The following is a 12,807-nucleotide window of genomic DNA, read 5'->3' as shown; positions in this document are numbered from 1 at the left end:
GGGGATCTCCTGCGCCAGGTTGTCCTTGGCCTGGTCGACGCTGATCAGCGAGGTGGCCAGTCGCCCCCGGCGGCATCCTCGCCCTGCTGGAGGGCGGACTGCCCGCCCAACCGCGACCGCCCGCTGTACGGCGCCGAGGCCGGCGCCACCGGCTGGCTGCGCGCCGCGCTCGCCTATCTGCTGGCCCGCGCCGAGGGCGCCGACCCGCGACGGTACGGCCCGCACCTGCTGCCCGCGCTCGACGTCCTCGCCGCGCTGCACGAGCGGCAGTCGCTCTTCACCGCCACCCCCGTCCGCCTCGCCGCGACGCTCCCGGAGGCCGCTGATGCGCAAGCCTGACCTGACCGCCCTGGTCACCCGGTTCGAGGAGTTCCTCGGCTGCCCGCCCGAGCCCGCGGGCGCGGCGCCGTACGCCCGCGTCACCGGGGCGGACGGGCGGGAGACCCCCGCCTACGACCTCGTGCGGGTCCTGCGCGGCTGGGGCATGCCGGAGTCCGCGCTGTCCCTCGAACCGTCCGCCACCCCCGTCCGCCTCGGCGACGCTCCAGGAGGCCGCTGATGCCCAAGTCCGATCTGACCGAACTCGCCGTCCGGCTGGAGGAGTTCCTCGGCTGCCCGCACGACGCGGCCGGCCGGATGGCCTACACCCGGATCATGGAGCTGGACGAGCGGGAGTCCTACCCGTACGAGTTCGTCCAGATGCTGCGCGGCTGGGGCGTGCCCGAGTACGCGCTGCCCGGCGAGCAGGGCGGCCGCGCGGGCGACGTGGAGGCCGAGTTCAACCTGGTCCGGCTGGTCGCCCGGCGCGACCCGGCCACCGCCACCGCGCTGATCATCACCAACCTCGCCTTCATGCCGGTGTGGATCGCCGGCACCGACGAGCAGAAGCGCCGCATCGTCGAGGCCGTCAAGCACGGCCACCGGCTCTCCTGGGGCCTGTCCGAACGCGCCTACGGCAGCGACCTGCTGGCCAACGCCATGACCGCCACCAAGGTGGACGGCGGCTACCTCCTCACCGGAGAGAAGTGGCTGATCGGCAACGCCACCTGGTCGGACGGCATGGTGGTCTTCGCCCGCACCAGCGAGCGCGGCGGCACCGGCGGCTTCTCGATCTTCGTGCTGGACAAGCGCACCGCCCCGGTCGGCAGCGTCCAGGAACTGCCCGGCGAGCGGCTGCACGGCCTGCGCGCCATGGACATCAGCGGCCTCAAGGTGGAGGGCGTCTTCGTGCCCGAGGAGGCCCGGCTCGGCCTGGAGGGCCAGGGCCTGGAGACCGCCCTGAAGGCCACCCAGACCGCCCGGGCGCAGATCAGCTCCATCGCGCTGTCCGCGGTGGACACCGGCCTGCGCCTCACCCTCGACTTCACCGAGGGCCGGATCATCCTCGGCCAGGCCGTCAGCGACATCCCCTACAGCCGCCGGCAGCTCACCGAGGTCTTCGCCGACCTGCTGGTGGCCGACGCGGTCAGCCTCGGCGCGGTGCGCGGCCTCCAGGTGACGCCGCAGCAGGTCAGCGTCTCCTCCTCGGTGGTGAAGTACTTCGTCCCCACCCTGCTGGAGCGCACCATGTCCCAGCTGGCCGTGGTGCTCGGCGCCCGCTTCTTCCTGCGCGCCCACCCGCACTACGGCGTCTTCCAGAAGATGCTCCGCGACCTGCTGGTGGCGAACTTCGCCGACGGCAACACGGTCGTCAACCTGCGCAACCTCGGCCACCAGCTGCAGCCCCTGCTCGCCACCGCGCAGAGCGCCGACGACAAGCTGCGCGCCGAGGCGGTGGAGAACGCCGCCGTGCTGTACGGCATCGAGCGGTCCATGCCGCCCTACGAGCCCTGGCGGCAGGAGCTGTTCAGCCGCGGCCGCGACGACACCGTGCTGGCCGCCCCGGACGGCATCGCCCGGCTGCGCGCCCTCGCCGAGGAGGCCAAGGAGGACGACCAGCGCGACTGGCTGGTGCGCGCCGCCGACACCGCCGAGGAGCTGATCGGCGCCGCCGCCCCGCTCGCCGGGCGCTGCGAGAAGCTGCGCGCCGAACTCGGCCGGGCCTACGGCCAGTCCGCCGAACTGTTCGACCTGGCCAAGGAGTACTGCCTGGTGCACGCCGCCGCCGCGTGCGTGCTCACCTTCGTCCACTCCCACGAGGCCCTGGAGGAGCCGCTGCCCAACGCGGCCGTGCTGCTGCTCCAGCTGGAGCGGCTGCGCCGGCACCTGCGGCCCCACGAGGCCGTCACCGACCAGGCCGTCGTGGACGAGGTGATGCGGGTGCTGCGCCACTTCCACCACGAGGAGCGGCTGTTCTCGCACTGGCAGTTCCCGCTCGCCGAGCGCGTCCTGGACCAGGACGCGGTCCGCTCCTGACCGCACCACCGACCCGGAGGAGGACACCGGCGTGAGCCGCGAACCGCAGGCCCTCGCCCGCCGCGCCGCCGGGCCCGCGACCTGGACGCACTTGCCGGGGTGCGGCCCGGGCGTCCGGCGCGGGCGCCTCGACGGGCCGCTCCGGGTGTGCACCCGCGGCCCGTACCACCGGCGGACACCGGCTCGCCCGGCCTTGTGCGGGGCCGGGCGAGCCGTCCGCCGTCCCGTCCGCCGCCCGCGAGGGACCGGAGGGCGCCGGCGATGAACCCCGACCCGGCCGACCTCTGGCTGCTGCCCGAGCGGGCGGTGGACACCTTCGCCGGCGCGCTCGGCGGGACGCGGCTGCTCACCGAGGAGGAACGCGCCCGGCTGCGGCGCCTGCGCGGCCAAGGAGCGCGCCGCCGCTTCCTGGGCGCCCGGACGCTGGCCCGCTACGCGCTCAGCGCGCGCAGCGGGCGGCCGGTGCACGCCTGGCGCTTCCGGCCCGGCCCCTGGGGCCGGCCCGAGCCCGAACCGCCCTGCGAGGGGCTGCGGTTCAACCTCTCGCACACCGAGGGGCTGATCGCCTGCCTGGTCACCCGGGGGCGTGCCTGCGGGGTGGACGTCGAGCGCGCCCCGGCCTCGCCGGACGCGCTCACCCACCTCGTGCCGCGCCTGGCCGAGCCGGAGCGCGCCGAACTGGCCGCGCTGCCGCCCGCCGCCCGCGCCGACCGGTTCAGCGAACTGTGGGTGCTCAAGGAGGCGTACCTCAAGGCGCTCGGCACCGGGGTCACCCGGGAGCTGTCCGGCTTCTCCTTCACCACCCCGCCCACCGGGCCGATCGCCGTCCGCGATCCCCGCCGGCCGTCCGGGGCGGCCGACGCCTGGTGGTTCCGGCTGCTGCGCCCCGCCCCGGGATACGTGCTCGCCGTCGCCGCCGAGCACGGCCGCCCGGCCCACCTGCACCGCATCGACCTGGCCGACCTCGCCGACCCCGGCGAGGCGTCCGCCGCCTGACCATTCGTCCGTTTCACAAGTGAGGACCACCATGGCACCCGAGCACACTCCCCGCGTCGCCGTCATCGGAGCGGGCGTCTCCGGCATCTCCGCCGCCTACCACCTGCGCGACCGCGCCCGGATCACCCTCTTCGAGCGGGAGGACCGGCTCGGCGGGCACGCGAACACCGTCGAGATCGAGGACGACGGCCGCGTCCTCGGCATCGACACCGCCTTCGTCGTCTTCAACCGGCCCGCCTACCCCAACCTCTACGGCTTCTTCGACGAGCTGGGCGTGGACGCGGTGGAGCACCTCGGCGGCTTCAACTTCTTCGACCTGGACTCCGGCCTGGAGTACGGCACCGAGGAACTCGACCTCGCCGAGGAGGAGGTGACGGCCCGCTACGCCGGCTCCCCGGAGTTCCTCACCATCTGGCGCGAGGCCCGCCGCTTCCACACCGAGGGCCGCCGCGACTTCCTGCGCCGCCGCACCGACATCCCGCTCGGCGAGTACCTGGACCGCGGCGGCTACAGCCAGGAGTTCCGGCACTCCTACGTCATCCTGCTCTGCTCCGCGGTGTGGTCGGTGCCCGCCGAGCTGATCTGGGAGATCCCCGCCTCCACCGTGATCGCCTTCTACATGGGCCACGACGAGGGGGGCCTCGGCGGGCGCCGGGTGGACTGGCGCACGGTGGGCGGCGGCTCCATCTCCTACGTCCGCAAGGCGATCGCCGCCATCGGCCCCGACATCCGCACCGGCGAGCCGGTCACCGGCGTGCGCCAGGAGGCGGACGGGGTCGTCGTGACCACCGCCGCCGGCAGCGAGCGCTTCGACTACGCCGTCATCGGCGCCCACGCGGACGAGGCACTCGCCATGCTGGACAACCCCACCGAGCGGCAGCGGACCGTCCTCGGCACGGTGCGCTACAACTCCTCCGACGTGGTGCTGCACACCGACGACTCGGTGATGCCCGCCACCCGCGAGCGCTGGGAGGCGTGGAACTACGGCAAGGTCTCGGCGGACGGCAGGTCCCGCACCTACGTCGCGTACTACATGAACAAGCTGCACGGCTTCACCGCCGAGCAGGACTACTTCGTCACCCTGGACTACCCGCGCGAGATCCGCCCCGAGACGGTGATCGCCCGCTTCCCGTACACCCACCCGATCATCGACAACCAGGTCCGCGAGCTGCAGAAGGACATCTACGACGTCAACGAGGGCACCCGGGTCAAGCTCTGCGGGTCCTACTTCCACTCCCGCAAGCTCGGCTGGGACCAGATCGGCTCCCACGAGGCCGGCTTCTCCTCCGGCGCCGAGGCCGCCCGCCGGCTGCTGGACGAGCTCGACGGCCGGGACGCCTGAGCCGGACGGCCGCGGCGTCCCGGCCGGCTCACCCCTTGTGGCGCTGCGCCGACTCGTGCTCCTGGGCGAGCCTGCGCAGCGCCATCAGGGCCGGCTCCAGCAAGGTGGTGAGGACGACGGCCCGCTCGGCCAGCTCCAGCGGGTCCGTCACCCCCTCCAGCTGGTCGAGGTCGAGCCGGGCGGTCTCCTCGGCCAGCCGGGCGTAGGGGAGCAGGACGCGCCAGTCCAGGGCCACCCCGAACTGCTGGAGGCTGGCCAGCGTCTCGGCCAGCAGATCGCGGGCGGGCGCGTCCTGGTGGACCTGCCACCCCAGCTCCTTGACGAGGGCCTCCACCGCGGCCGGCTGCTCGGACTCCTCCGGCGGCTCCTCGGAGAGCCGGATCGCGCCGAGGGCCAGACCGAGGACGAGATGGGGGTGGGACTGCTCCTCCGAGAGGGCCCCCAGCACCTGCCGGGTGGCCTCCACGGACAGGCCGCGCACCCCGATCAGCGCCCGGATCAGCCGCAGCCGGCGCAGATGGTGCTCGTCGTACTCGGCCTGGGTGGGCGAGGTGTGCCGGCCCGGGGGCAGCAGCTCCTCCCGGATGTAGAACTTGATCGTCGTCACGGACACGCCGCTCTTCCGGCTGAGTTCGGAGATTCGCATCGGCTGCGTCTCCTCCTGTTCATTCGATAGCTCTACTGTCTATAGTGGATAGCGGCAGTATCCATAGTGGCACTATCCATTATGACCGCAGGCGACTTCCGCAGGAAGGCCCCTCTCAGGAAGGGCACAGTCATGCCCACACTCCGCTGGATCACCCCGAACAAGCCGGAGCCCGGTGTCACCACCGCACTGGTGATGGCCTCGCGACTGGAGGTGCGTTCGCTCAAGGACGTACCGAAATTCTTCCTCCGGTCGCTCGCGGCCTGGAAGCAGGTGCGCACCGCGCCGGGCGCGCTCGGCGCCTCGCTGATCGCCGACCCGCTGGCCCGCACCTTCTGGACCCTGTCCGCCTGGGAGACCCGGGAGCAGCTCTACGCCTACGCCAAGGCCGAGCCGCACCACACGATCGTGAAGGGCCTGCGGTCCACCATGCGCCAGTCCGTCTTCACCTTCTGGGAGGTCCCGGTCGGCGAGCTGCCGATCACCTGGACGGACGCCAAGCGCCGCATCGCCGAGCAGCAGGCCACAGAGGCCCATTCCTGAGCACCCGCACCACCGCCCGAATCCGTTCCCGTTCGCCCCCTGGCGAACCGCCGAGGAGACCCCCCATGCCCAAGCCCGATATCCGGTCGGCGCCGCTGTGGCTGTCGATCGTGGCCTCCAGCGTCCCGATGTTCATGGTCGCGCTGGACAACCTGGTCGTCTCGACCGCACTGCACACCCTGTCCGAAGAGCTCGACGCCTCCACCCAGGACCTGCAGTGGTTCGTCAACGCGTACGTGCTCAGCTTCGCCTGCCTGCTGCTCACCGCCGCCGCGCTCGGTGACCGCTTCGGCCGGCGCCGGGTCTTCGTCCTCGGCATCACCCTGTTCACCGTCGCCTCCGTCTTCTGCGGCCTGGCCACCACCAGCGGCGAGCTGATCGCCGCCCGGGCCGTCCAGGGCGTCGGCGGCGCGGCCGTGATGCCGCTCTCCCTGACTCTGCTCTCCCAGGCCGTCCCGGCCACCAAGCGCGGCCTGGCCCTCGGCCTGTGGTCCGGCATCAGCGGCCTGGCCGTGGCCATGGGCCCGGTCGTCGGCGGAGCCGTGGTGGACGGCCTCGACTGGAAGTGGATCTTCTGGGTCAACGTGCCGGTGGGCATCGTGGCCGTCCCGCTGATCCGCTTCGTCCTGCGCGAGAGCCGGCTGGAGGGCGTGGGCCTGGACCTGCCGGGCATGCTGCTCGCCGCCGCCGCCCTGTTCGCCGTGGTCTGGGGCATCGTGCACGCCTCCGACGACGGCTGGACCTCCGGCACCGTGCTCGGCGCGTTCGCCGCCGGAGTCGTCCTGCTCGTCCTCTTCCTGCTCTGGGAGCGCCGCGCCGCACAGCCGATGCTGCCGCTGTCCTTCTACCGGGTGCGCGCCTTCACCCTCACCAACGTCGTCTCCGCCAGCATGTACTTCGGCGTGTTCGGCTCGCTCTTCCTGCTCGCCCAGTACCTCCAGATCGCCCCGCCGCGCACCCCCTTCGAGGCGGGCGTGCGCACCCTCGCCTGGACCCTGATGCCGATGTTCGTCGCCCCCGTCGCGGGTGTGCTGACCAACAAGCTCGGCGGCGGCCGGCTGATGGCCTTCGGCCTCTTCCTCCAGGGGATCGGCCTGGCCTGGATCAACCTGGTCGCCGACACCGACACCGCCTACGGGTCCCTGGTCGGGCCGATGGTCGTCGCCGGCATCGGCATGGGCTTCGTCTTCGCGCCCACCGCCGCCGTGGTGCTCGGCTCGGTCAGCCAGGAGCACGCGGGCAAGGCCTCCGGCGCCAACACCACCGTCCGCGAGGTGGGCGGCGCGCTCGGCATCGCCGTGCTCAGCACCGTCTTCGCCAACCACGGCAGCACCACCTCGCCCTCGGACTTCGTCGACGGCATGCACCCGGCCGTGTGGGTGGGCGTCGGCGTCGTGCTCGCCGGCGCGGTGTGCGCCCTCGGCATCCCGCGCCGGCCGCGGCCCGACGACGCCCCGGAAGCCGAGCCCACGGCGGCCGCCTCCGACGAGGACCGCGCCACGGCGGCCACCGCCTGACGTTCCCACCCCCCTCGACCGGCGCGGGTGCCCGAATCCCCCGCGGGCACCCGCGCCACCCTGCCAGGAGAACGCAATGGAACCCTCACCCTCACCCTCACTCGAAGGCTGGGACATCGCCCGCGTGGACGGCGACGACCAGCTCCCCTGGATCCCCTGGGGCGCCCAGGGCAAGGCGCGGGCCAGGATCGCCGCCCGCGCGGACGGCTACCACGTCGCCATCGTCGAGGCCGAGCCCGGCTACCGGACCGACCCGCATGTGCACGAGCACCCCGAGTTCCTCTACGTCATCGAGGGCACCCTCAGCAACCAGGGCCGCACCATGACCGCCGGCGACGTGTTCGCCGCCGCCGCGGGCTCCCGGCACACCCACTTCGTCGCCGAGACGCCCCTCAAGTACGTGTCGATCTTCAAGACCGAGAACGGCGCGGAGAAGGGCTGACACCGCGCCTCAGCGGCATCGACGTCCCGGCCGCGACGGGCCGCGGCCGGGACGCAGGCACCAAGACAGGTCCGTGGAGCTGGTACGCCGTGGACGGCACCCCGTCCCGCCACCGACAACCCCGAACCGAGGATTCCCATGTATGTCGAATCGTCGTCCGACAGTGCCCACAAGGTCTTCTTCCGCGTTCTGGGGCCGTTGCGGGTGTGTTTCGGGAAGCGGGAGGTCTCCCTCCCCGAGAGCCGCCAACTCACCGTGCTGGCCGTCCTGCTGACCGAGGTCAACAAGGCCGTACCGGTCGGCAGACTCATCGACGCGGTGTGGGGCGACACCCCGCCGGTCACCGCCGACAAACAGATACAGACGTGTGTGTGGCGAGTGCGCAAGGCGCTGGTCCAGGCCGGGTCCCGGGCCGACCTCATCGAGACCGTCCGCGGCGGCTACCTGCTGCGCCTGCCCGACGGGTCCGTGGACACCCAGCTCTTCGAGCAGCTCAGGGAGCGCGGCCGCTTCCGGGCCCGGGCCGGCGACCCGAGGGGCGCGGTCGACGACTACCGCGCCGCCCTCGCGCTGTTCCGGGGAGAGCCGCTGGCCGGACTCGCCAGCCGGACGCTCGAACCCGTCGCGGCCTACTGGGCGGAACGCCGGCTCACCTTGCTGGAGGAGTGCTTCGACGTGGAGCTCGCCCTCGGCCACCACCGCGAACTCGTCGGCGAACTGAGCCTGTTGGTGGAGGAGCACCCGCTGCGCGAACAGCTGCGCTGGCATCTGATGACCGCGCTGTACCTGTCCGACCGGCGCGCCGACGCCCTCGCGGTCTACCACGCGGGCCGCGCCGCGCTCATCAGCCATGTCGGCCTCGACCCCTGCGCCCGCCTCCAGGAACTGCACCAGCGGATCATCGCGGGCGACCCGGTCCTGCCCGCCGACGCCGTCCCGTTCCCGGGGGCGTACCAGAGCCCCGTCCTGCGGGGCGTGTCCTGAACGACCGGCCGACGGCGGCGCGCCCGGGAAACGGCGGACGCGGTGGGCGGCACGCGGCGGCGGACAGGGAAGCCCGCCGCCCGTGCGACACGCGTCAGCGCGCACCGGCCGCCGCCCCGGCCGGCGCCGCCGTCCCCCGCGCCCCCACCAGCTCGGCGGCGAGCGTCTCCAGCGCCTGCCGCAGCACGTCGACGGCCTGCGCGAACTCGGTGAGGTCGATGTGCTCCCGGTCGGTGTGGTCGAGACTGGAGTCACCCGGGCCGTAGACGGCCATCGGCACGTTCCAGTGCGGCTCGACGATGTTGAGGTCGGCCGTGCCCGTCTTGAGCTTCAGCGTCGGACGCGCGCCCTGGGCCCGGATCGCGGAGCACAGGGCGCGCACCACCGCGCCGCGGGTGTCCAGGCGCACGGCCGGGGTCCGGTCGTCGATCCGCAGCACGGCGTCGCCGGCGGCCTCGGCCAGGAAGCGTTCGAACGCCGGCAGGTCGAAGCCCGGGGGAGTGCGGCAGGCGATGGTCATCCGCGCCTCCTCGATGGTGGCGCTCATCTCGGTCAGCGTCGGGATGGGCCGGTCGAAGGCCCGGGTCCCCTCCGAGTGCTTCGCGCAGTAGCCGGCCACCTCGTTCCAGAAGGCGACGGCCGCCTCGCTCGCCTTCTCCTCGGGGCTGGCCGTGTGCACGGCCGGACGGCGCACCTCGTAGCGCACCACGACCCGCCCCTTGTAGCCGATGCCGACGCCGGACCACCCGTTGGGCTCCCCGACGAAGGCGGCGTCGGGCCGGTGCCCTTCCAGGAGGTGTGTCGCACCCCGTCCGAAGGTCTCCTCCTCGACCACCCCCGCGACCACCAGGCGCACCGGGCCGGTCTCGGCGGCCGCGGCCGCGCAGATCATGGCGGCCAGCGGCCCCTTGGCGTCCACCGTGCCCCGTCCGTGCAGGAGGCTGCCCTCCTGCCGCACCTCCAGCAGGCTCGGCACGGTGTCCATGTGGCCGATCAGCATGATCGTCGGTCCGTCGGCCGGGCCGCGCCCGGCGATGACGTTGCCGACCTCGTCCAGGTGTGTCTCGAAGCCCCAGTCCCGCAGCTCCGCGGCCAGGAAGGCGGCCAGCTCCGCCTCCTCGCCCGACGGCGAGGGTATGTCGACCATGCGTCGCAGCAGCGACTCGGCACGTGTGCTCATCGAAACTCCTTGCGTGGGGCTCGGGTCCCGCGCGAAGAGCGCGAGGAAAGGGCCTCCCCGCCGGTCACAGCGGGGAGGAGGGCCGGCGGGGAGGGTCAGGTGGCGCCGCGGACGAACGTCGTGCCGACGCCCTTGCGGGCGGCGAGCACCGGGGAGTCCAGGCGGCCGTCGGCGAGGACGACGTGCGCGACCCCGGCCAGGAAGGCCTCGCCCGCGCTGCGCAGCTTCACCTTCATCCGCCCGCCGGTGCCGTCGAGATACGTGTCCAGCTCCTCGCCGGGCACCTCGGCGACGAGGCTGTCCGGGTCGGCGGGGTCGCGCAGCAGCCCGGGCACATTGGACAGGATGATCAGCCAGTCGGCCGCGAGGGCCACCGCGAGCCGGGCGGCGAACCGGTCGGCGTCGACGTTGAGCAGGCCGCCGGCCGCGTCCCGGGCCGGCGGCGACACCACCGGGACATAGCCGCCGCCCAGCAGGGTCAGCAGGAGAGCCGGATCGACGTCCTTGATCCGGCCGGAGAAGTCGTCCCGGACGACCCGCTCCACCCCGTCGACCACGGCCCTGACCGGCGGCGTCCGGCGCGCGGTGACCAGCGAGCCGTCGTTGCCGGACAGGCCGACCGCGCGGACCCCGGCCCCGGTCAGCTCGGTGACCAGCGCCGGTTTCACCCGGCCGAGCATCGCCATGACGAGCGCGTCCAGCGCGGGAGCGTCGGTGTAGCGGCTGTGCCGGCCGTCGGGCGCGGTCAACCTGCGCACGGGACGGCCGAGTTCGGCGGCGAGCCGGTCGGCCTCGGCGCCGCCGCCGTGCACGACGACCACCTCGGCGCCCTGCCGGACGAGGTCGGCGACGTCGGCGCAGGCACGGCTCATCTCCGCGCCGAGCGAACCGCCGACCTTGATCACGAACCGCTCAGGCCGGGTGGAGCCCGGCGAAGGCGAGTCCTGCGGTCTCGTCGTGGCCGACGGCGATGTTGAAACACTGGACGGCATTGCCGGCGCCTCCTTTCACCAGGTTGTCGATGGCCGACACCACGATCAGGTGGTCGCCCTCGGCGTTGAGCGACAGGCCGATGTCGCAGTAGTTGGTGCCGCTGAGGATCTTCGGGTCCGGGATCCGGCGCAGCGCGGAGCGCTCCCTGACCAGCCGCACGAACGGCTCGTCGCGGTAGGCCGCGCGGTACAGCGCCCACACCTCGCGCTCGGTGACGGCCCGCGACGGGGTGATGTGACAGGCCACCTGGATGCCGCGCACCGCCTCGATGCCGGTCACCGTCATGTGCACGGGCACCTCGCAGGCCTGCTCGATCTCCGCGGTGTGCCGGTGACCGTGCGGCTTGGCCATGCGCAGGGCGCCGCTGCGCTCGGGGTGGTGGCTGCCCTCGTCGGGTGTCCGGCCCCCGCCGCTGGAGCCGGTCCGGGCGTCGATCAGCGCCGGTCCCTCGACCAGCCCCGCCGCGGCGAGCGGGTGCAGGGCGAGGATGGCGGCGTTGGCCATGCAGCCGGGCACCGAGATGTGGCTCGCCCCGCGCAGCTCCTCGCGGTGCAGTTCGGGGATGCCGGGCCGGAAGCGCGAGAGCCAGACCTCGTCCGGCGCGGCGCCCGGGTAGTGGCGCTCGCGCCGGACGGGGTCGTGGAGCCGGAAGTCGGCGCTCAGGTCCACCACCATCGGCGCGAGCGCCGACCAGGCGGCGATGTTCTTCGCCGACGCCCCGTGCGGCACCGCCAGGAAGACGACGTCGGACTCCTTCAGGTCCTCCTCGGCCACGAAGGACAGATCGCTCTGGCCGCGCAGGTTGGGATGCGCGGCGGTCAGCGGACGGCCCCGCAGGCGGGTCGAGGTGGCCTGGGCCAGCTCCAGATGCGGGTGCTGGAGCAGGAGCCTGACGAGTTCGCCGCCGATGTAGCCGCCGGCGCCGATCACCGTTGCTCTCACGGTTCCATCGCCTCCAGGACGTGGCTGACGAGGAGGTCGGCGATGTCCAGCCCGGTGGCGGCGGCCAGACCGTGGAACTCCATGGTGTGGTTGACCTCGGTGACCAGCACCTCGCCGTCGGAGCGTTCGATCAGGTCCACCGCGAGCATGCCGCCGCCGACCGCCTCCGCGGCCCGCAGCGCGAGCTTGGCCAGCTCCGGCGTGATCTCGCACGGTTCCGTGGTGGCGCCGCGCGCCGTGTTGGTGATCCAGTGCTCGGATCTGCGGTAGACGGCCGCGACGACCTGGTCCCCGAGCACGATGGCCCGGATGTCGCGACCCGGCTTGTCGATGAGTTCCTGGACGTAGAACACCGAGTGCGACGGCGAGCGCAGCGCCTGCTTGTGCTCGACGAGGGTCTCGGCCGCGTCCCGGTCGTTGACCTTCGACATCAGCCGGCCCCACGACCCGACGGCGGGCTTGACCACCGCCGGATAGCCGATCTCCTCGATGGCCCCCAGCGCCGCGTCCGGGGTGACCGCCACGACGGTGCGCGGGGTCGGCAGCCCGGCGGCCACCAGCGCCAGCGAGGTGAGGATCTTGTCGCCGCACACCTCGATGACGCCGCTCGGGTTGAAGACCCGGTGCCCCGTCGACTCGAACAGACGCGTCGCGTAGACGCTCCGGGTGTGCGACATGATCCGGTTCAGCACCCCGCGGTAGCGCACCGGCGGCGGCGCCTGGAGGTCACTGATCAGCGTACGGTCGTCGACGGCCGCGTACGGGACCCCGCGCCGCTCGAGGGCGGCGAAGATCAGCCGCTCCTCGAGACGGACGCGGGTGGTCAGGACGGCCAGGAGGCCGTCCTGCGACACACTGGTGGTCACC

Annotated in this window: 13 protein-coding genes and 1 pseudogene; 9 read left to right on the top strand and 5 right to left on the bottom strand. The window is 73.1% G+C overall.

Annotated features, from left to right (window positions below; translation table 11 throughout):
* The 5 genes and pseudogenes from K7787_RS27960 to K7787_RS27940 all read left to right on the top strand — a co-directional run.
* Positions 1-339: pseudogene (locus K7787_RS27960) on the top strand (hypothetical protein); the annotation flags it as partial.
* Positions 326-559 carry a hypothetical protein gene (locus K7787_RS27955; RefSeq protein WP_164389553.1) on the top strand — a complete coding sequence of 78 codons (234 nt, stop codon included), beginning with the start codon at positions 326-328 and terminating at the stop codon, positions 557-559. The pseudogene K7787_RS27960 and the gene K7787_RS27955, both read left to right, overlap by 14 nt.
* Entirely contained in the window at positions 559-2,355 is a 1,797-nt protein-coding gene (locus tag K7787_RS27950; protein WP_223003357.1) for an acyl-CoA dehydrogenase family protein, read from the top strand. The genes K7787_RS27955 and K7787_RS27950 overlap by 1 nt, the downstream gene beginning before the upstream one ends.
* A 261-nt stretch (positions 2,356-2,616) precedes the next feature.
* A complete protein-coding gene (locus K7787_RS27945) occupies positions 2,617-3,351 on the top strand; it encodes a 4'-phosphopantetheinyl transferase family protein (RefSeq protein ID WP_223003356.1) in 735 nt (244 codons plus the stop codon).
* Between the two features lie 31 nt (positions 3,352-3,382).
* Positions 3,383-4,693 (top strand): NAD(P)/FAD-dependent oxidoreductase, encoded by a 1,311-nt coding sequence (locus tag K7787_RS27940; protein ID WP_164387457.1) that lies wholly within the window; start codon positions 3,383-3,385, stop codon positions 4,691-4,693.
* 28 nt (positions 4,694-4,721) lie between these two features.
* Here K7787_RS27940 and K7787_RS27935 read toward each other — a convergent pair whose 3' ends face one another.
* Complete coding sequence (locus tag K7787_RS27935) at positions 4,722-5,339, bottom strand: MerR family transcriptional regulator (RefSeq protein WP_009191835.1); 618 nt, start codon at positions 5,337-5,339, stop codon at positions 4,722-4,724.
* A gap of 132 nt (positions 5,340-5,471) precedes the next feature.
* Here K7787_RS27935 and K7787_RS27930 point away from each other — a divergent pair, with 132 nt between their 5' ends.
* The 4 genes from K7787_RS27930 to K7787_RS27915 all read left to right on the top strand — a co-directional run bounded on the left by K7787_RS27930 (position 5,472) and on the right by K7787_RS27915 (position 8,825).
* A complete protein-coding gene (locus K7787_RS27930; protein ID WP_019983402.1) occupies positions 5,472-5,882 on the top strand; it encodes a DUF3291 domain-containing protein in 411 nt (136 codons plus the stop codon).
* 65 nt (positions 5,883-5,947) lie between these two features.
* Complete coding sequence (locus tag K7787_RS27925; RefSeq protein WP_223003355.1) at positions 5,948-7,399, top strand: MFS transporter; 1,452 nt, start codon at positions 5,948-5,950, stop codon at positions 7,397-7,399.
* 76 nt (positions 7,400-7,475) lie between these two features.
* Complete coding sequence (locus K7787_RS27920; RefSeq protein WP_223003354.1) at positions 7,476-7,841, top strand: cupin domain-containing protein; 366 nt, start codon at positions 7,476-7,478, stop codon at positions 7,839-7,841.
* Between the two features lie 138 nt (positions 7,842-7,979).
* A complete protein-coding gene (locus K7787_RS27915; protein WP_009191839.1) occupies positions 7,980-8,825 on the top strand; it encodes an AfsR/SARP family transcriptional regulator in 846 nt (281 codons plus the stop codon).
* A 94-nt stretch (positions 8,826-8,919) separates the two neighbouring features.
* Here the strand turns inward: K7787_RS27915 and K7787_RS27910 are convergent, their stop codons facing one another.
* From K7787_RS27910 to lysX, 4 genes are all read right to left on the bottom strand, one after another.
* A complete protein-coding gene (locus K7787_RS27910; protein WP_223003353.1) occupies positions 8,920-10,005 on the bottom strand; it encodes a [LysW]-lysine hydrolase in 1,086 nt (361 codons plus the stop codon).
* A gap of 95 nt (positions 10,006-10,100) precedes the next feature.
* Positions 10,101-10,910, bottom strand: coding sequence for a [LysW]-aminoadipate kinase (locus K7787_RS27905; protein ID WP_164387455.1), 810 nt, complete (start codon positions 10,908-10,910; stop codon positions 10,101-10,103).
* Between the two features lie 7 nt (positions 10,911-10,917).
* A complete protein-coding gene (gene argC, locus K7787_RS27900) occupies positions 10,918-11,940 on the bottom strand; it encodes an N-acetyl-gamma-glutamyl-phosphate reductase (RefSeq protein ID WP_169438810.1) in 1,023 nt (340 codons plus the stop codon).
* Complete coding sequence (lysX, locus tag K7787_RS27895) at positions 11,937-12,806, bottom strand: lysine biosynthesis protein LysX (protein ID WP_164387454.1); 870 nt, start codon at positions 12,804-12,806, stop codon at positions 11,937-11,939. The genes argC and lysX overlap by 4 nt, the downstream gene beginning before the upstream one ends.
* Position 12,807: the final 1 nt, after the last annotated feature.

The organism is Streptomyces sennicomposti (assembly GCF_019890635.1).
GTDB lineage: Bacteria > Actinomycetota > Actinomycetes > Streptomycetales > Streptomycetaceae > Streptomyces > Streptomyces sennicomposti.
The sequence above is the reverse complement of the archived record's forward strand: the minus strand, read 5'-3'. Positions and strand labels throughout refer to the sequence as shown.